Below are 17202 nucleotides of genomic sequence, written 5' to 3'. Positions count from 1 at the left end.
CAGCGCCCCCCTGCCGTCTCAATCGGCAGGGGGGCGCTGTGTTGCGCTCACAGTAATCCGGGCCGCACGCGAGCGGTACGGGGTGAGACCAGCAGGAAGTTACATCTGCTGAAAGCCGCAGATCCAGGAAGTTACGGGGCAGTAGCGGGGTAGCGGCAGGGCCGACATGTAGAAGGCCGGTAGATCCTGGGGATCTACCGGCCTTCTGACCAGGCGTTATGCCTCGGTGGGGCTAACAGGATTTGAACCTGTGGCCTCATCCTTATCAGGGATGCGCTCTAACCAACTGAGCTATAGCCCCGCCGCGCTGCTGCGCTGACTTCTGAAGATTAGCGCACGTCGGGGCCAGTCCCAAAATCGATAGCCCGCGGGCTACTCGTCCTCGGCCAGCGTGAGCTCCACGCCGCCCACGAATCCCGCCGACAGGTTGTAGATGAAGGCGCCCAGCGTCGCCAGCGCGGTGGCCAGCACCACGTCGATCACCGCGATGACCGACGTGAAGATGAGGACGCGCGGCAGCGAGAGGAACGACTGCAGGTCGAAGCCGTTGCTCTCGTTGGAACCCGTCGCCTCGCTGATCGTGCCGCCCACGGTGGAGAAGACGCCCATGGCGTCCATCACCATCCACAGGACCGCGGCCGCGACCACGGTGCAGATGCCGAGCGCGATGGAGAGCAGGAAGCTCACCTTCATCACCGACCACGGGTCGGCCTTCGACACCCGCAGTCGTGCCTTGCGGGTGCGCGGAGTGGTCCGCGCCCCCGTCCGCGGCAGACGCACTCCCTGCCCGCCGGTGGCCCCTCGGCCACCCGCCGGCGACTCGTACGCCTGCGGCGGGTGGTAGGGACCCGCCGTCCCTTGCGCGGGCTCCCGCTCACCGGGCAGTGGCCCGTTCGCGTAGCCCTCGTATTGGGGCTGCGGGCCCCGAGTGTCCGTCACAGTGCCCCCTTGGGAGTCCGTGGCAGGGCCACGGGCACCGTTCGCTCCGTCTCCAGAAGCGGCCGAATCGGCGCCCGTGGCTCCACTCACGCTCTACTCCTCGTGCTCCCCGGTCGAGGGCTCCGTGCCCTCGACAGTGCCCTCGGCCTGAATTTCGGCCGATGCCTCGTCCGTACCGTCCTCGGCCTCGGAGGTCCCGTCGACCTCTTCCGCCTCACGGCCGGCCTCGGCGTTGCGCGCGATGCCGACGACGGCATCCCGCTTGCCAAGATTGATCAGTTGGACGCCCATGGTGTCACGGCCCGTCTCCCTGACTTCATTGACTCGCGTGCGAATCACACCACCGCCGAGGGTGATGGCGAGGATCTCGTCCGTCTCCTCCACCACCAGGGCCCCCACGAGCGACCCGCGGTCCTCCACGATCTTGGCGGCCTTGATGCCGAGGCCGCCACGGCCCTGGACGCGGTACTCGTCGACGGGGGTGCGCTTGGCGTACCCGCCGTCGGTCGCGGTGAAGACGAACGTACCGGGCCGGACCACGTTCATCGAGAGCAGCTCGTCGCCTTCGCGGAAGCTCATGCCCTTGACGCCCGAGGTCGCGCGGCCCATCGGGCGCAGCGCGTCGTCCGTCGCGGTGAACCTGATCGACTGGGCCTTCCTGCTGATGAGCAGCAGGTCGTCCTCGGCCGACACCAGCTCGGCTCCGATCAGCTCGTCGTCGCTGCCGTCCCCGGTCTCCCGCAGGTTGATCGCGATGACACCGCCGGAACGGGGCGAGTCGTAGTCCTTGAGCGCCGTCTTCTTCACCAGGCCGCCCTTGGTGGCCAGGATCAGGTAGGGCGCGGCCTCGTAGTCGCGGATCGCGAGGATCTGGGCGATCCGCTCGTCCGGCTGGAAGGCCAGCAGGTTCGCCACGTGCTGACCGCGCGCGTCCCGGCCGGCGTCCGGAAGCTCGTACGCCTTCGCGCGGTAGACCCGGCCCTTGTTCGTGAAGAACAGCAGCCAGTGGTGGGTCGTCGACACGAAGAAGTGGTCGACGATGTCGTCTTCCTTGAGCTTCGTGCCGCGCACGCCCTTGCCGCCGCGCTTCTGCGAGCGGTAGTCGTCCGTCTTGGTGCGCTTCACGTAGCCGCCACGCGAGATCGTGACGACGATGTCCTCTTCCTGGATCAGGTCCTCGATGGACATGTCCCCGTCGAAGGGCACCAGCTTGGAGCGCCGGTCGTCGCCGAACTTCTCGACGATCGCGGCCAGTTCCTCGCTGACGATCTGGCGCTGCCGCTCGGGCGAGGCCAGGATCGCGTTGTACTCGTTGATCTTCGCCTGGAGCTCGTCGTGCTCCGCGGTGATCTTCTGGTGCTCCAGCGCGGCCAGCCGGCGCAGCTGCATCTCCAGGATCGCGTTCGCCTGGAGCTCGTCGATCTCCAGGAGGCCCATCAGGCCCTCGCGCGCGACCTCCACGGTCTGGCTGCGCCGGATGAGGGCGATGACCTCGTCGATGGCGTCCAGGGCCTTCAGGAGGCCACGCAGGATGTGCGCCCGCTCCTCCGCCTTGCGCAGCCGGAACTTCGTCCGCCGGACGATGACCTCGATCTGGTGCGTCACCCAGTGACGGATGAACGCGTCGATCGAGAGGGTGCGCGGCACCCCGTCGACGAGCGCCAGCATGTTGGCGCCGAAGTTCGTCTGGAGGTCGGTGTGCTTGTAGAGGTTGTTCAGCACGACCTTGGCGACCGCGTCGCGCTTGAGCACGACGACCAGGCGCTGACCGGTGCGCGAGGAGGTCTCGTCGCGGACGTCCGCGATCCCGCCGATCTTGCCGTCCTTCACCAGGTCGGCGATCTTCTGCGCGAGGTTGTCCGGGTTGGTCTGGTACGGAAGCTCCGTGACGACCAGGCACTGCCGGTTCTGGATCTCCTCGACCGCGACGACCGCGCGCATCGTGATGGAGCCACGACCGGTGCGGTACGCCTCCTCGATGCCCTTGCGGCCCACGACCAGGGCGCCCGTCGGGAAGTCCGGGCCCTTGATGCGTTCGAGCAGCGCGTCCAGGAGCTCCTCGTGCGAGGCCTCCGGGTGCTCCAGGTACCACTGGGCGCCGGCCGCGACCTCGCGGAGGTTGTGCGGCGGGATGTTGGTCGCCATGCCGACCGCGATACCCGCCGAGCCGTTGATCAGCAGGTTCGGGAAGCGCGCCGGCAAGACCACCGGCTCCTGGTTGCGGCCGTCGTAGTTGTCCTTGAAATCGACGGTCTCCTCGTCGATGTCCCGGACCATCTCCATGGACAGCGGCATCATCTTGCACTCGGTGTACCGCATGGCCGCGGCCGGGTCGTTGCCCGGGGAACCGAAGTTGCCGTTGGAGTCCACCAGCGGCATGCGCATCGACCAGTGCTGCGCGAGGCGCACCAGGGCGTCGTAGATCGAGGAGTCGCCGTGCGGGTGGTACGTACCCATGACGTCACCGACGACGCGGGCGCACTTGTAGAAGCCCTTCTCGGGGCGGTAGCCACCGTCGTACATCGCGTACAGCACCCGGCGGTGGACGGGCTTGAGGCCGTCCCGCACGTCGGGGAGCGCACGCGAGACGATGACGGACATCGCGTAATCGAGGTAGGAGCGCTGCATCTCCGTCTCGAGCCCCACGGGCTCGACACGCATGCCCACACCGGCCGCGGCGGGCTGTTCTTCCGGTGTCACAGGGGTGTTCTCGTCGGCCATTGCTGGTCAAAGTCCTTTCGAGCGGCGGCTTGCTTGTACGGCCGACTCAGATGTCGAGGAAGCGGACGTCCTTGGCATTGCGCTGGATGAACGAGCGCCGTGCTTCGACGTCCTCACCCATCAGCACCGAGAAGAGGTCGTCGGCCTGCGCCGCGTCGTCGAGGGTGACCTGGCCGAGCACCCGGTGGTCGACGTCCATCGTGGTGACGCGCAGCTCCTCGGCGTTCATCTCGCCGAGGCCCTTGAAGCGCTGGATCGAGTCTTCCTTGATCCGCTTGCCGTTCTGCTTGCCGAGCGCCACCAGGGCGTCCCGCTCGCGGTCCGAGTACGCGTACTCGAAGTCGTCCCGGCCCCACTTGATCTTGTAGAGCGGCGGGCGCGAGAGGTAGACGTGACCGGCTTCGACCAGCGGGCGCATGAAGCGGAAGAGGAACGTCAGCAGCAGGGTGTTGATGTGCTGGCCGTCGACGTCGGCGTCCGCCATCAGGATGATCTTGTGATAGCGGAGCTTCTCGATGTCGAAGTCCTCGTGGACTCCGGTACCGAAGGCCGAGATCAGCGCCTGGACCTCGGTGTTCTGCAGGATCTTGTCGATCCGGGCCTTCTCGACGTTCAGGATCTTGCCGCGGATCGGCAGGATGGCCTGGTACATCGGGTTACGGCCCGACTTCGCCGAACCACCGGCGGAGTCACCCTCGACGATGAAGATCTCGCACTTCGTCGGGTCGTTCGACTGGCAGTCGCTGAGCTTGCCCGGCAGCGACGCGCTCTCCAGCAGACCCTTGCGGCGGGTCAGGTCGCGCGCCTTGCGGGCCGCCACGCGGGCGGTCGAGGCGGCGATGCCCTTGCGGATGATGTCGGCCGCTTCGTTCGGGTTGCGGTCGAACCAGTCCGTGAGCTGCTCGTGGACGACCTTCTGCACGAAGGTCTTCGCCTCCGTGTTGCCCAGCTTGGTCTTCGTCTGCCCCTCGAACTGCGGCTCGCCCAGCTTCACCGAGATGATCGCGGTGAGGCCCTCGCGGACGTCCTCGCCGGTGAGGTTGTCGTCCTTCTCGCGGAGCAGCTTCTTGTCGCGCGCGTACCGGTTGACCAGCGAGGTCAGCGCGGCGCGGAAGCCCTCTTCGTGGGTACCGCCCTCGTGCGTGTGGATCGTGTTCGCGAAGGAGTACACGCCCTCGGTGTACTGCGTGTTCCACTGCATGGCGATCTCGGCCGAGAGGAGTCGCTCCTTGTCCTCGGCCTCGATGTCGATCACCGACTGGTGGATCAGGTCGCCCTTGCGCGAGTTCAGGTACTTCACGAAGTCGACGATGCCGCCCTCGTAGTGGTACGTCACCGTGCGCGCCGGCGGCTCTTCGGTGGACGCCGTGACCTCGGCCTCGTCGGCACCCACGGTCGCCTTCGCCGACTCCCGCTCGTCGGTGAGCTTGAGCGTGAGGCCCTTGTTGAGGAACGCCATCTCCTGGAAGCGGCGTGCGAGGGTCTCGAAGGAGTACTCGGTGGTGTCGAAGATGTCACCGTCGGCCCAGAAGGAGACCGAGGTGCCGGTCTCCTCGGTGGCCTCGTGCTTCGCCAGGGGTGCGGTCGGCACGCCCAGCTTGTAGTCCTGCGTCCAGCGGTAACCGTCCGTCTTGACCTCGACGGCCACCCGGGTGGAGAGGGCGTTGACGACGGAGACGCCGACGCCGTGCAGGCCGCCGGAGACGGCGTAACCGCCGCCGCCGAACTTGCCGCCCGCGTGCAGCACGGTCAGCACGACCTCGACGGCCGGCTTCCCTTCGGACGGCACGATGCCGACGGGGATGCCTCGCCCGTTGTCGATCACGCGGACCCCGCCGTCGGGAAGGATCGTGACGTCGATCGTGTCGGCGTGCCCGGCGAGAGCCTCGTCGACGGAGTTGTCGACGACCTCCTGCACGAGGTGGTGGAGTCCACGCTCACCGGTCGAACCGATGTACATGCCAGGTCGCTTGCGGACCGCGTCCAGTCCTTCGAGGACGGTGATCGCGCTGGCGTCGTACGAGGCGGTGACCTCGCCGTGTTCGCCGGCTGTGGACGGGTTGTTCTCGTTGGGGTTGCCGGAATCGGCCACGAAGCGCCCTTTCTGGCACAGCACAGGCCGTTCTCCGGCAGGCGGGAGCGGCTGCGTCGTTCGGCTGGTAATCGACGACACCCGCTCAGTAGCGGGATTGTTCATCAGTCTACCGCTAGCGCCGACCCGAATGGGGGTTTGGCGGTACCTGAGTCCGCATGTGCCGCCCTGAACCAGCGGCTGACGACTCCCCATATTCAGGACGGGGCTCTGAGAGGCTCACACGGGCGTTGAGCGCTTCTGGCTGTCAACCTCCCGCTACGGTGAGGGACACCCGCACGGCCCTCGAAGGTTTCAACCACCACACAACGGCACAAGCCGCAGGCCCCGGAGGTCGCCCAAGCCGGTCGACGAGACGGAAACGGGGCAGCGCCGCAGGCCCGCCGACAGCGCGGCGGGCTCGGTCGATGCGCGTCGACGGGTCACGAAGGGCCAGCTCACAGGGGGTACCGGCGGAAGTCGCCCGCCGGTGGGACGGCGTCCGGTCAGCCGTACGTGTCGCCGGGGCCGGTCGAACCGGGCGCGCGCAGCGGCCCGTACCGGCGCTGCGGGCCACCGGGGCCCAGCACCTTGATCATGCGGACCGTGCCCTGCCCGAGATCGGCGTTGAGCCGTGCCACCAGCTGGGGCGCGAGCAGCCGCAGCTGCGTCGCCCAGGCGGTCGAACTGCACTGGACGGTCAGCACCCGGGCCTCGGGCGCCTCGTCGTACTTCAGCGGCACGCAGTGCTTGGCCAGATCCTCGCCCACGATCTGCGGCCACCGGCCCATCACCCCGCCCACCGCGGCAGGCGTCTCCCAGCCGCGTTCGGTGATCAGCCGGTTGATCGCGGAGCCGAGCGCCAGCGGGTCCCGGCCGTCCGACCGCGCGCCGGAGCGCAAGCCGCCTCCGCGTCTGGCCTGTTTCCGCTGCTGGGCGGCGGCGCCCCGCGCCGCGGCCTGCTCCTTCGCGGCCCGCAGCGCCACCCGGGCCAGGTCCACCCCGGACGGCTCGGGCGCCTTGCCCCCGGACTCCGTACCGCCGGCCGCGCCAACCGGCGCAGCGCCGTCGGGGGTGCCCTTCGGACGGTCCGCGGACGCGTTCACAGCCGGGTCACCTCGCCGCCGGCGACCTCGTACCGGGTGCCGGTGAGCACTCCCGGCACGTCGTCGTCGACCGCGGCCGTCACCAGCACCTGCTCGGCCGGGGCCACCAGCTCCGCCAGGCGCTCGCGGCGTCGCGCGTCCAGCTCGGCGAAGACGTCGTCGAGCACCAGCACGGGTTCGTTGCCCTCGGCCCGCAGCAGTTCGTACGAGGCGAGGCGCAGCGCGAGCGCGTACGACCAGGATTCCCCGTGGCTCGCGTACCCCTTCGCGGGCATCCCGCGAAGACCCAGCAGCAGATCGTCCCGGTGCGGCCCGACCAGGGTCACGCCCCGCTCGATCTCCTGCTTGCGCACACCGGCGAGCGCGGCCAGCAGCTGCCCGTACAGCTCCTCACGGGTCCGTGCGGGCTCCTCGTCCACCGAGCTGCGGTACTCCAGACCCACCGGACCGCCGCCCGGGGCGACGTCGCCGTACGCCTTGTCGGTGAGCGGCTGGAGCACGGCGATCAGGTCCAGCCGGTGGGCCAGCAGCTCGGCGCCGACCTGGGCCAGGTGCTGGTCCCAGACGTCGAGCGTGGACATGTCCATGGAACGCCCGCCGTGGCGGCGGGCCATCGCGGCGGACTTCAGCAGGGTGTTGCGCTGCTTCAGCACCCGGTCGTAGTCGGAGCGGACCCCCGCCATCCGGGGGGAGCGGGCGGTGACCAGCTCGTCCAGGAAGCGGCGCCGCTCACCGGGGTCGCCCTTGACCAGGGCGAGATCCTCCGGAGCGAACAGCACGGTCCGCAGGATGCCCACCACGTCCCGTGGTCTGACCTGCGAGGACCGGTTGATCCGGGCACGGTTGGCCCGACCCGGGTTGAGCTCCAGCTCGATCAGCTGGGAGCGCTCGCCCTGGGTCACCGAAGCCCGCACGACGGCCCGCTCGGCGCCCATGCGTACCAGCGGGGCGTCCGAGGAGACCCGGTGGCTGCCGAGGGTGGCGAGATAGCCGACCGCCTCGACGAGGTTGGTCTTGCCCTGGCCGTTGGCCCCCACGAACGCGGTGACGCCCGGGTCGAGTGGTACCTCGACCCGGGCGTACGAGCGGAAGTCGGCCAGCGAGAGATGCGTGACGTGCATGGTCGCGGGCCTTCCGTCCGTCCTGCTGTGCGTGCGTACTACTTCTTGTTCTCCACCGCGTGGCCACCGAACTGGTTGCGCAGCGCGGCGATCATCTTCATCTGCGGCGAGTCGTCCTGACGCGAGGCGAAGCGCGCGAAGAGCGACGCGGTGATCGCGGGCAGCGGCACCGAGTTGTCGATCGCGGCCTCCACCGTCCAGCGGCCCTCACCGGAGTCGGCGGCGTAGCCGCGGAGGCTGTCGAGGTGCTCGTCGTCGTCCAGGGCGTTGACCGCGAGGTCGAGCAGCCAGGAGCGGATGACGGTGCCTTCCTGCCAGGAGCGGAAGACCTCGCGCACGTCGGTGACGGAGTCGACCTTCTCCAGGAGCTCCCAGCCCTCGGCGTAGGCCTGCATCATGGCGTACTCGATGCCGTTGTGGACCATCTTCGCGAAGTGGCCGGCACCGACCTTGCCCGCGTGGACGGAACCGAACTCACCCTCCGGCTTGAGCGCGTCGAAGATGGGCTGGACCTTTTCGACGTCCTCGGGCTTGCCGCCGTACATCAGGGCGTAGCCGTTCTCCAGGCCCCAGACACCGCCGGAGACGCCGCAGTCGACGAAGCCGATGCCCTTGATGCCCAGCTCGACGGCGTGCTTCTCGTCGTCGGTCCAGCGGCTGTTGCCGCCGTCCACGACGATGTCGCCGGGCTGGAGCAGCTCCGCCAGCTCGTCGATGGTGGACTGCGTGGCGGCGCCGGCCGGGACCATGACCCAGACGACACGCGGGCCCTTCAGCTTGCCCACAAGCTCTTCGAGGCTGTGGACATCGGCGACGTCCGGGTTCCGGTCGTAACCGATGACGGTGTGGCCTGCGCGGCGGATGCGCTCGCGCATGTTGCCGCCCATCTTGCCGAGGCCGACGAGACCGAGCTCCATCAGAGATTCCTTAAGCGTTGTGCCGATACGTTCCCAGCTCCGAGCCTACGCCCGGGGCCGGAACACGGAGCGGCGGGCAAGCTCAGCGCCGAGCCTGCCCGCCGGATCCTCTGTCGTGGGTACGCGCACCGAGCAGCGGTCAGCCTGAGAGGCGGACCGGCATGATCAGGTACTTGTACGCGTCGTTCGCCTCGGCGTCGACGGCCGGGCGGCCGCTGAGCAGGGCAGGCTTCGTGGAGGTGGTGAAGGAGAGCTGGGCCACCGGGGAGTCGATGGCGCTCAGCCCGTCCAGCAGGAAGGTCGGGTTGAAGGCGATCGAGATGTCGTCGCCCTCCAGCACCGCGTCGACGCGCTCCACAGCCTGTGCGTCGTCCGAGGAACCGGCTTCCAGGATGAGCACGCCCTGCTCGAAGCTGAGCCGCACCGGGGTGTTCCGCTCGGCGACGAGAGCCACGCGCTTGACGGCCTCGACGAACGGCGCGGTCTCGATGACGGCGACGGACATGAACTCGGTCGGGAAGAGCGTGCGGTACTTCGGCAGGTCGCCTTCGAGCAAACGGGTGGTCGTGCGGCGGCCGGCCCCCTCGAAACCGATCAGCCCTTCACCCGCACCGGCGCCGGAGAGCGCCAGGGTGACCGTGTCGCCGCTGGTGAGCGCCTTGGCGGTGTCCAGGAGCGTCTTGGCGGGCACCAGGGCCACGGCGGAGGCGTCCGGGTTCTCCGGCTTCCACTGGAACTCGCGTACGGCGAAGCGGTAGCGGTCGGTCGAGGCCAGCGTGACCGTCTCGCCCTCGATCTCGATGCGCACACCCGTGAGCACCGGGAGGGTGTCGTCTCGGCCGGCGGCGATGGCGACCTGGGCGGCGGCCGAGGCGAAGATCTCGCCGGGCACCGTGCCGGTCGCGGTCGGCATCTGCGGCAGCGCCGGGTACTCCTCCACAGGCAGTGTGTGGAGGGTGAAGCGCGACGAGCCGCAGACCACGGTGGCGCGCACACCGTCGGTGGAGATCTCCACCGGGCGGTTGGGCAGGGCGCGGCAGATGTCGGCGAGCAGGCGGCCGGAGACCAGGACCGTGCCGTCCTCCTCGACCTCGGCGTCGACGGAGACCTTCGCGGAAACCTCGTAGTCGAAGCTGGAGAAGCTGAGGGCACCGTCCCCGGCCTTCAGCAGAAGGCCCGCGAGGACGGGCGCCGGCGGACGGGCCGGGAGGCTGCGGGCCACCCAGGCCACCGCCTCCGCGAGTACATCGCGCTCCACCCGGATCTTCACCGGAACCGCCTCCTGCTGTTGCTCGCTCGCCCTGCTGGCCTCGTCGTCGATTCGGGTCCGTCGGCCGAGGGGCCGGGGAGGACGCCGGGGTCCAGTCTGACGTACGGCGCCGACACTCGTCGCTGCTCGGGGTCAAGTCGCCCGAAGTGGTCCGAGAGCTCGGCGGGCCAAGTTGTGCACAGCCCCCACTTCGAAGCTGATTCCTGGCTAACTCTGAGGGGTAGTAGTAGTAGGCCCTGTGGAAACCGTGGATAACGTCGTTTTCGCAGGTCAGAACCTGTTTTTTGTCCACCGCCCCTGTGGGTGCAGTCCGTGGATAACCAGGCACTTCTGTGGACACGCGAAAGTTCTGCACACCCGATGCACAGGACAGGGGTACTTCTCCCCAGGGCGGTCCCCAGCTTTACCCGGGTTCCCCACAGCCCAATCGACCCCCTCGGTGTGACGCCTTTCACTCTCGGCAGTGAGACGGGGTGTCGTGTTGCCGAACAGTGGACAGAGGTGTGGAGAAGAGGGTTCCTCCTGGGGACAAGAGAGCCGATCCTGTGAGTTGGTGGTGGACAACCCCGAGACAGGGTTGTGGACAGAATTCTTATCCACAGGCTGTGGATCAAGGTTGACCACAAATCCCCAGGGGGTTGACCTGGCCTGATGGAGTATCGGCAGCGAGCCCTGTGGACGCAATCTGGACAACTTCCCGGTCCCCAGGCTGTGGAGAGAAGATTTCCGGCACATCTGTGGAGAAGCACCGTGTCAGCGCTTCTGTGACCTTCTGTTCGAACAGCGACAAGCCCCGCACCCGCCCGGAACGAAGGTTCCGCGCGCTTCCCGAGCCCCGCAAACGCCTCCGATGGAGCTCCTCCGGGCGCGGTGGGAGGAGCGCGGACAGCGCCCCGCGGCTCGTCGCGGAGGCTCTGGAGGCCGCAGGGAGAAGCGGTCCGGGGCTTCCTGGACAGCATCGCGGTGGCATCCGCGGCGCGATGCCCAGGTGGCGGAGAACGCGAAGAGGCGCCCCGCCGGACCGTGAAGAGGTCTGGCGGGGCGCCTCGTTGTCCACTGCCTGTGGGCTGATCACGCCGGGAGCGCGTGCCCGTACGGGAACCCGCCTCCGGTGTGACCGGCTGTAGGGCTGCCCCGGCTGGGCGGGCTGGGCAGCGGGTGTTCAGCCGTTCTTGATGCGGTTGGTGAGTTCGGTGACCTGGTTGTAGATGGAGCGGCGCTCCGCCATCAGCGCGCGGATCTTGCGGTCCGCGTGCATGACCGTGGTGTGGTCACGGCCACCGAACTGCGCGCCGATCTTCGGCAGCGAGAGGTCCGTGAGTTCGCGGCAGAGGTACATGGCGATCTGCCGGGCCGTCACCAGCACGCGGCTCCGCGACGAACCGCAGAGATCCTCCACCGTCAGCCCGAAGTAGTCGGCCGTGGCTGCCATGATCGCCGGAGCGGTGATCTCCGGAGCGGAGTCCTCCCCCCCGGGGATGAGGTCCTTCAGCACGATCTCGGTCAGACCGAGGTCCACCGGCTGCCGGTTGAGGCTGGCGAACGCCGTCACCCGGATCAGCGCGCCCTCCAGCTCACGGATGTTCCGCGAGATCCGGGACGCGATGAACTCCAGCACCTCCGGCGGGGCGTTCAGCTGCTCCTGCACCGCCTTCTTGCGCAGGATCGCGATCCGCGTCTCCAGCTCGGGCGGCTGCACATCGGTGGTGAGACCCCACTCGAAGCGGTTGCGCAGCCGGTCCTCCAGCGTCACCAACTGCTTGGGCGGCCGGTCCGAGGAGAGCACGATCTGCTTGTTCGCGTTGTGGAGCGTATTGAAGGTGTGGAAGAACTCCTCCTGCGTCGACTCCTTGCTCGCCAGGAACTGGATGTCGTCCACGAGCAGGATGTCCACGTCGCGGTACCGCTTGCGGAAGGTGTCGCCCTTGCCGTCACGGATCGAGTTGATGAACTCGTTGGTGAACTCCTCGGAGCTCACGTACCGCACCCGCGTCCCCGGGTACAGACTCCGCGCGTAGTGCCCGATGGCGTGCAGCAGATGAGTCTTGCCGAGCCCGGACTCCCCGTAGATGAAGAGCGGGTTGTACGCCTTGGCGGGCGCCTCGGCGACCGCCACCGCCGCCGCGTGCGCGAACCGGTTGGAGGCCCCGATGACGAAGGTGTCGAAGAGGTACTTGGGGTTCAGCCGGGCATGCGGCTCACCGGGTCCGGGAGCGGGGGCCTGCTGCGAGCCGGGGCCCGGCATCCCGCCGCCGTTCCGCCCGGGCCGGTGCTGCTGGTCCTGGAGGTCGTGCCGCTCGGGCCGCTGGGACTCGTACCCCTGACGCTCCGGGGGCTGCGGGCGGTAGTCGTGCGAGGGCTGCTGCGGGCGCCCGGTGCCGTAGGGCTCGCGCCACTGGTCGGCCGGCTGCTCGCGGTCCTGGTAGCCGCCGTGCCGCGGCTGCTGCCAGGAGAGATCCTCCTGGGTACGCGGCCAGGCGCCCGGCTCGGGGCGCTGCTGGTAGTCCGGGTAGGCGGGGCGGGCCGTCGGCATCCCGTCGTCCTGCGAACGGTGACCGTAGGTGTCGTACGGGTCGACGTGGCTCTGCTCGTCGTGCGACGGGTTCGGGTACCGGTGGTTCTGCCGGCCCTGCTGGGCCTGGTGCAGCGGCGGCGCCGGCGGGGTCGGCTCGCCGACCGAGTCGTCGACGGTGATCGCGATCCGGATCGGCCGGCCGCATTCGCGCGTCAGCGTTTCACTGATGAGCGGCGCGAGCCGTCCCTCCAGGACCCGCTTGCCCCACTCGTTGGGTACGGCCAGGAGCGCGGTGTCGGCGACCAGCGCGAGCGGCTGGCAGCGCTCGATCCACTGTTTGTCCTTGGGCTCGATGCCCTGCTGGCCCTCACCGAGGAGATGTTCCAGCACGCGTGGCCACACTGCGGCAAGATCGGCAGGTACGTCAGCCACAAGGCACGCTCTCTCGCATGTCCCACGAATATGTGGTTCCCGGGACGGAATGGGTCGGGTGGGGTCGGGCCCGGCATGGGGAACGAAAAGAAACCGGAGTTCAGCCACGGTAGCTACGCCGACCCGCCCGGTTCAAGTTGTTGTCCACAGCCTGTGCATAGTGGGGGGTCGCTCGCGGCGAGTTTGACCGGATGGCGTAGCCGCGCGTACCGTGACCAGGTCGAGTTGTCGATGGCTGCTGCCGCCTGCCTCCGATGGGCAAAGATCACGATCTGTGATTGTGAAGCGGTGCACTAAGGCGTTTACGCGAGTTCCTCGTGGGCGCACGGTGACAGCCAGGCGATGTCCCGCCATCACCCGATTTATTCTGGAGCCCCCGAGTGAGCAAGCGCACCTTCCAGCCGAACAACCGTCGTCGCGCCAAGACCCACGGCTTCCGCCTTCGCATGCGTACCCGTGCCGGCCGCGCGATTCTCGCGAACCGCCGTGGCAAGGGTCGCAGCGCCCTGTCCGCCTGATCACCAACAGGTCATGACGTGCTGCCTACCGAGAATCGGCTGAGGCGGCGCGAGGACTTCGCGACCGCGGTACGACGAGGACGCAGGGCCGGTCGCCCTCTGCTCGTCGTTCATCTACGCAGCGGTACTACGGACCCGCACGTGTCGGGGGAGAACCCTCCCCCACCGCGTGCGGGTTTCGTCGTCAGCAAAGCCGTGGGTGGTGCGGTCGTACGCACCGCTGTGAAGCGCCGGCTCCGCCATCTGGTCCGGGACCGGCTGGCTCAGCTGCCCCCCGGTAGCCTGGTTGTGGTGCGAGCGTTGCCCGGCTCGGGCGACGCCGACCACGCTCAGCTGACCCGAGACCTGGATGCCGCCTTCGAGCGGCTGCTGGGAGGGGGCGCGCGATGAAGTACCCGCTGCTGGCTCTCATCAAGCTGTACCAGTGGACGATCAGCCCACTGCTGGGCCCTGTCTGCCGCTACTACCCGTCGTGTTCGCACTACGGGTTCACGGCGATAGACCGGCATGGGGCAATCAAGGGAACAGCGCTGACCGCCTGGCGCATTCTGCGATGCAATCCGTGGTCGCCGGGCGGTGTGGACCATGTCCCGCCGCGTAAGCGTCCGCGCTGGCACGAACTGCTGCGCAACGCGCTGCGCGGTGACAAGGGCGGGGACTCCGCCACTGATGTGCCCCCCGGGGACACGACAGCCGCCGCGATGGCGCCGGCCGTGCTGCCGGGCCCGGCCACAGAGACCTCGCCCAAAGCTCAAGGAGCCTGATTAGTGGACACGATTGCCAGTCTGTTCCAATTCATCACCACACCCGTCTCATGGGTGATCGTCCAGTTCCACAAGGTGTACGGGGCGATCTTCGGTGACGACACGGGCTGGGCCTGGGGCCTGTCCATCGTGTCCCTCGTGGTTCTGATCCGTATCTGCCTGGTCCCGCTCTTCGTGAAGCAGATCAAGTCGACGCGGAACATGCAGGTGCTCCAGCCGAAGATGAAGGCGATCCAGGAGCGCTACAAGAACGACAAGCAGCGTCAGTCCGAAGAGATGATGAAGCTGTACAAGGAGACGGGTACCAACCCGCTCTCCTCGTGCCTTCCGATCCTGGCGCAGTCCCCGTTCTTCTTCGCCCTCTACCACGTGCTCGCGGCCATCGCCAACGGCAAGACGATCGGCGTCATCGACCAGCCGCTGCTCGACAGCGCGCGGCAGGCACACATCTTCGGTGCCCCGCTCGCGGCGAAGTTCATGAACAGCTCGGCCGAGGTAACGGCGCTCGGCGCCTCCCTCACGGACGTCCGGGTCGTCACCGCGGTCATGATCGTCATGATGTCGGCCTCGCAGTTCTTCACCCAGCGCCAGCTGATGACGAAGAACGTCGACCTCTCGGTGAAGACCCCGTACATGCAGCAGCAGAAGATGCTGATGTACGTCTTCCCGCTGATCTTCGCCGTGATGGGCATCAACTTCCCCGTCGGTGTCCTCGTCTACTGGCTGACCACCAACGTCTGGACCATGGGTCAGCAGATGTACGTGATCAACCAGAACCCGACGCCGGGCAGCAAGGCCCAGGACCAGTACCTCGGACGCCTGCTGAAGAGCGTCACCCAGCACGGCGAGGTGCGCGGTCGTACGCGTCGCAACACCGTCAAGCGCATCTACGTCAAGGGCACGGAGCGCAACGACATCGAGCGCAAGTTCATCAACGGACTCTCCAAGCTGGGCCTCGCCGCCCAGGAGGACGGGACCGTGGCGAAGAGCGAGTCGGCAGTGACCGAGGCTGAGGGCGCCGCACAGCGGCGGCACCAGCCCAAGCGGCAGAGCAAGGCGCAGAGGACTGCCGCCGCCGGGCAGGCCGAGACGGCCAAGGAGCCGGCCTCCGACGACACCGCTGAGTCCAAGACCTCGCTCCAGAAGCAGGACGACAAGTCGAAGCCGGCGGGCAAGCCCGCGTCGGGCTCCTCACGCCAGGCAAAGTCCGGACCGCGCAAGGGCCCGCAGCGGCCCAAGCACCCGTCCAAGAAGTAAGGAGTCCATCCGTGTCGGAAGGCACCATCTCCACGGCCGCTGAGGGCAGCGACACCCTGACCCGCCTTGAGCAGGAGGGCGAGATCGCGGCCGACTACCTCGAGGGTCTCCTCGACATCGCCGATCTCGACGGCGACATCGACATGGACGTCGAGGCGGACCGGGCCGCGGTCTCGATCATCAGCGAGTCGGCGCGCGAACTGCAGAAGCTGGTAGGCCGCGACGGTGAGGTGCTGGAGGCGCTCCAGGAGCTGACCCGGCTCGCGGTGCACCGGGAGACCGGTGACCGCAGCCGTCTGATGCTGGACATCGCCGGCTTCCGGGCCAAGAAGCGCGAGGTCCTGGCGGCGCTCGGCGCGAAGGCGGCCGACGAGGTCAAGAGCTCCGGTGAGCCGGTGCGACTGGAGCCGATGACGCCGTTCGAGCGCAAGGTCGTGCACGACGCGATCGCGGCGGCCGGTCTGCGGAGCGAGTCCGAGGGCGAGGAGCCGCAGCGCTTCGTCGTCGTCCTTCCGGCCTGACCGGAACGTGTTCTGTCGGCCCCGTCTGTTCGCAGGCGGGGCCGATCTTTGTCAGCCTGATAGTCAGCCATCCACAGTGCGTGAGTGCAGTAGGGAAGGACGGTCCCCGTGACGGAGGAAGCAGCGCTCCCTCAGGCACCTGAGGCGGCCCAGACGGTTTTCGGAGAGTTCTTCCCGGAAGCCGTCCGGTACGCGGAGCTGCTCGCGGACGCGGGCGTCAAGCGTGGACTGATCGGTCCGCGTGAGGTCCCACGTCTGTGGGAGCGGCACCTGCTGAACTGCGCCGTACTCTCCGAGGTGGTCCCCCGGGACGTGACGGTCTGCGACGTGGGCTCCGGAGCAGGACTGCCGGGAATCCCGCTGGCGCTGGTGCGGCCCGACCTGAAGATCACCCTGCTGGAACCGCTGCTCCGGAGGACGAACTTCCTCCAGGAGGTCGTGGAACTGCTCGGGCTCGACCATGTGACGGTCGTCCGGGGCCGGGCCGAAGAGGTGCTGGGGAAGCTCCAGCCGGTCCACGTCGTGACGGCACGGGCGGTCGCACCACTGGATCGTCTCGCCGGCTGGGGAGTTCCCCTGCTGCGGCCGTACGGCGAGATGCTGGCGCTCAAGGGCGACACCGCCGAGGAGGAGATCAACGGCTCGCGCGCCGCGCTGAGCAAGCTGGGCGTGGTGGAGACCGAGGTGCTGCACGCCGGGGCGGGTGTGGTGGACCCCACCACGACGGTGGTCCGCGTAGTCGTCGGCGAGAGCCCGGGCGGTGTGAGGTTCGCCGCAAAGCGGGCCAAGGCTGCCAGGGTGAGTCGGACGCGCCGACGCCGCTGATCCAGGTTTCACGGCCGGGGCGGGGGCCCGGTCGTGAAACCCGCATCAGCTGGGCTCGGTCTGTCGGCTTGCGGAGCGATGCTCCACAGAAGTAGCCCTGCCCCCTCCACGCGGAGTGTCGATGCTGGGTAGTTGTCCCGCAGAGGCATCGTGTTTCACGTGAAACGTCGCTCTCTGTTGCAGGGAATCATCGGCCGTGGCCGTGCGGCTGCCACGCCGCGGGAC

Annotated in this window: 14 protein-coding genes and 1 tRNA gene; 6 read left to right on the top strand and 9 right to left on the bottom strand. The window is 68.3% G+C overall.

The window, feature by feature from the left end; translation table 11 throughout:
* Nucleotides 1-227: 227 nt before the first annotated feature.
* The 9 genes from ACFWEP_RS09580 to dnaA all read right to left on the bottom strand — a co-directional run bounded on the left by ACFWEP_RS09580 (nucleotide 228) and on the right by dnaA (nucleotide 13092).
* Nucleotides 228-301 (bottom strand) — tRNA-Ile (locus ACFWEP_RS09580).
* Nucleotides 302-372: 71 nt separating this feature from the next.
* A complete protein-coding gene (locus ACFWEP_RS09575; RefSeq protein WP_387368196.1) occupies nucleotides 373-939 on the bottom strand; it encodes a DUF3566 domain-containing protein in 567 nt (188 codons plus the stop codon).
* A gap of 93 nt (nucleotides 940-1032) precedes the next feature.
* The gene (gene gyrA, locus ACFWEP_RS09570; RefSeq protein WP_387368193.1) at nucleotides 1033-3660 is read right to left on the bottom strand and encodes a DNA gyrase subunit A; all 2628 of its coding nucleotides are present in this window, start codon (nucleotides 3658-3660) and stop codon (nucleotides 1033-1035) included.
* A gap of 46 nt (nucleotides 3661-3706) precedes the next feature.
* Entirely contained in the window at nucleotides 3707-5776 is a 2070-nt protein-coding gene (gene gyrB / locus ACFWEP_RS09565) for a DNA topoisomerase (ATP-hydrolyzing) subunit B (RefSeq protein WP_387368190.1), read from the bottom strand.
* Between the two features lie 461 nt (nucleotides 5777-6237).
* Nucleotides 6238-6837, bottom strand: coding sequence for a DUF721 domain-containing protein (locus ACFWEP_RS09560; RefSeq protein ID WP_387368186.1), 600 nt, complete (start codon nucleotides 6835-6837; stop codon nucleotides 6238-6240).
* Nucleotides 6834-7958: a DNA replication/repair protein RecF gene (gene recF / locus ACFWEP_RS09555; protein ID WP_387368183.1), complete on the bottom strand. Its 1125-nt coding sequence runs from the start codon at nucleotides 7956-7958 to the stop codon at nucleotides 6834-6836. Before recF ends, ACFWEP_RS09560 begins: the two co-directional genes overlap by 4 nt.
* A gap of 38 nt (nucleotides 7959-7996) precedes the next feature.
* Nucleotides 7997-8875, bottom strand: a complete 879-nt coding sequence (gene gnd, locus ACFWEP_RS09550; protein ID WP_328720567.1) for a phosphogluconate dehydrogenase (NAD(+)-dependent, decarboxylating) — start codon at nucleotides 8873-8875, stop codon at nucleotides 7997-7999.
* Between the two features lie 139 nt (nucleotides 8876-9014).
* Entirely contained in the window at nucleotides 9015-10145 is a 1131-nt protein-coding gene (gene dnaN / locus ACFWEP_RS09545; RefSeq protein WP_387368178.1) for a DNA polymerase III subunit beta, read from the bottom strand.
* Nucleotides 10146-11307: 1162 nt separating this feature from the next.
* Nucleotides 11308-13092: a chromosomal replication initiator protein DnaA gene (gene dnaA, locus ACFWEP_RS09540; RefSeq protein ID WP_387368175.1), complete on the bottom strand. Its 1785-nt coding sequence runs from the start codon at nucleotides 13090-13092 to the stop codon at nucleotides 11308-11310.
* Nucleotides 13093-13472: 380 nt separating this feature from the next.
* On the opposite strand from dnaA, the gene rpmH reads away from it, so the two are divergent.
* From rpmH to rsmG, 6 genes are all read left to right on the top strand, one after another.
* Entirely contained in the window at nucleotides 13473-13610 is a 138-nt protein-coding gene (gene rpmH, locus ACFWEP_RS09535) for a 50S ribosomal protein L34 (RefSeq protein ID WP_112448007.1), read from the top strand.
* A gap of 18 nt (nucleotides 13611-13628) precedes the next feature.
* Nucleotides 13629-14000: a ribonuclease P protein component gene (gene rnpA, locus ACFWEP_RS09530; RefSeq protein ID WP_328720570.1), complete on the top strand. Its 372-nt coding sequence runs from the start codon at nucleotides 13629-13631 to the stop codon at nucleotides 13998-14000.
* On the top strand, nucleotides 13997-14374 hold the full coding sequence (gene yidD / locus ACFWEP_RS09525) for a membrane protein insertion efficiency factor YidD (protein ID WP_387368171.1): 378 nt from the start codon (nucleotides 13997-13999) through the stop codon (nucleotides 14372-14374). The genes rnpA and yidD overlap by 4 nt, the downstream gene beginning before the upstream one ends.
* Nucleotides 14375-14377: 3 nt before the next feature.
* Nucleotides 14378-15631: a membrane protein insertase YidC gene (yidC, locus tag ACFWEP_RS09520; RefSeq protein WP_387368168.1), complete on the top strand. Its 1254-nt coding sequence runs from the start codon at nucleotides 14378-14380 to the stop codon at nucleotides 15629-15631.
* Between the two features lie 11 nt (nucleotides 15632-15642).
* Nucleotides 15643-16152 (top strand): R3H domain-containing nucleic acid-binding protein, encoded by a 510-nt coding sequence (locus ACFWEP_RS09515; RefSeq protein ID WP_266706608.1) that lies wholly within the window; start codon nucleotides 15643-15645, stop codon nucleotides 16150-16152.
* 108 nt (nucleotides 16153-16260) lie between these two features.
* Nucleotides 16261-16977 (top strand): 16S rRNA (guanine(527)-N(7))-methyltransferase RsmG, encoded by a 717-nt coding sequence (gene rsmG / locus ACFWEP_RS09510; RefSeq protein ID WP_387368165.1) that lies wholly within the window; start codon nucleotides 16261-16263, stop codon nucleotides 16975-16977.
* Nucleotides 16978-17202: the final 225 nt, after the last annotated feature.

It is taken from the genome of Streptomyces sp. NPDC060198 (assembly GCF_042728415.1).
Taxonomy (GTDB): Bacteria; Actinomycetota; Actinomycetes; order Streptomycetales; family Streptomycetaceae; genus Streptomyces.
The sequence above is the reverse complement of the archived record's forward strand: the minus strand, read 5'-3'. Positions and strand labels throughout refer to the sequence as shown.

What these genes read in the sequence shown, in the direction of transcription:
- gyrA (WP_387368193.1), bottom strand. Translation starts at nt 3,660, where the DNA reads ATGGCCGACGAGAACACCCCTGTGACACCGGAAGAACAGCCCGCCGCG.
- recF (WP_387368183.1), bottom strand. Translation starts at nt 7,958, where the DNA reads ATGCACGTCACGCATCTCTCGCTGGCCGACTTCCGCTCGTACGCCCGG.
- gnd (WP_328720567.1), bottom strand. Translation starts at nt 8,875, where the DNA reads ATGGAGCTCGGTCTCGTCGGCCTCGGCAAGATGGGCGGCAACATGCGC.
- yidD (WP_387368171.1), top strand. Translation starts at nt 13,997, where the DNA reads ATGAAGTACCCGCTGCTGGCTCTCATCAAGCTGTACCAGTGGACGATC.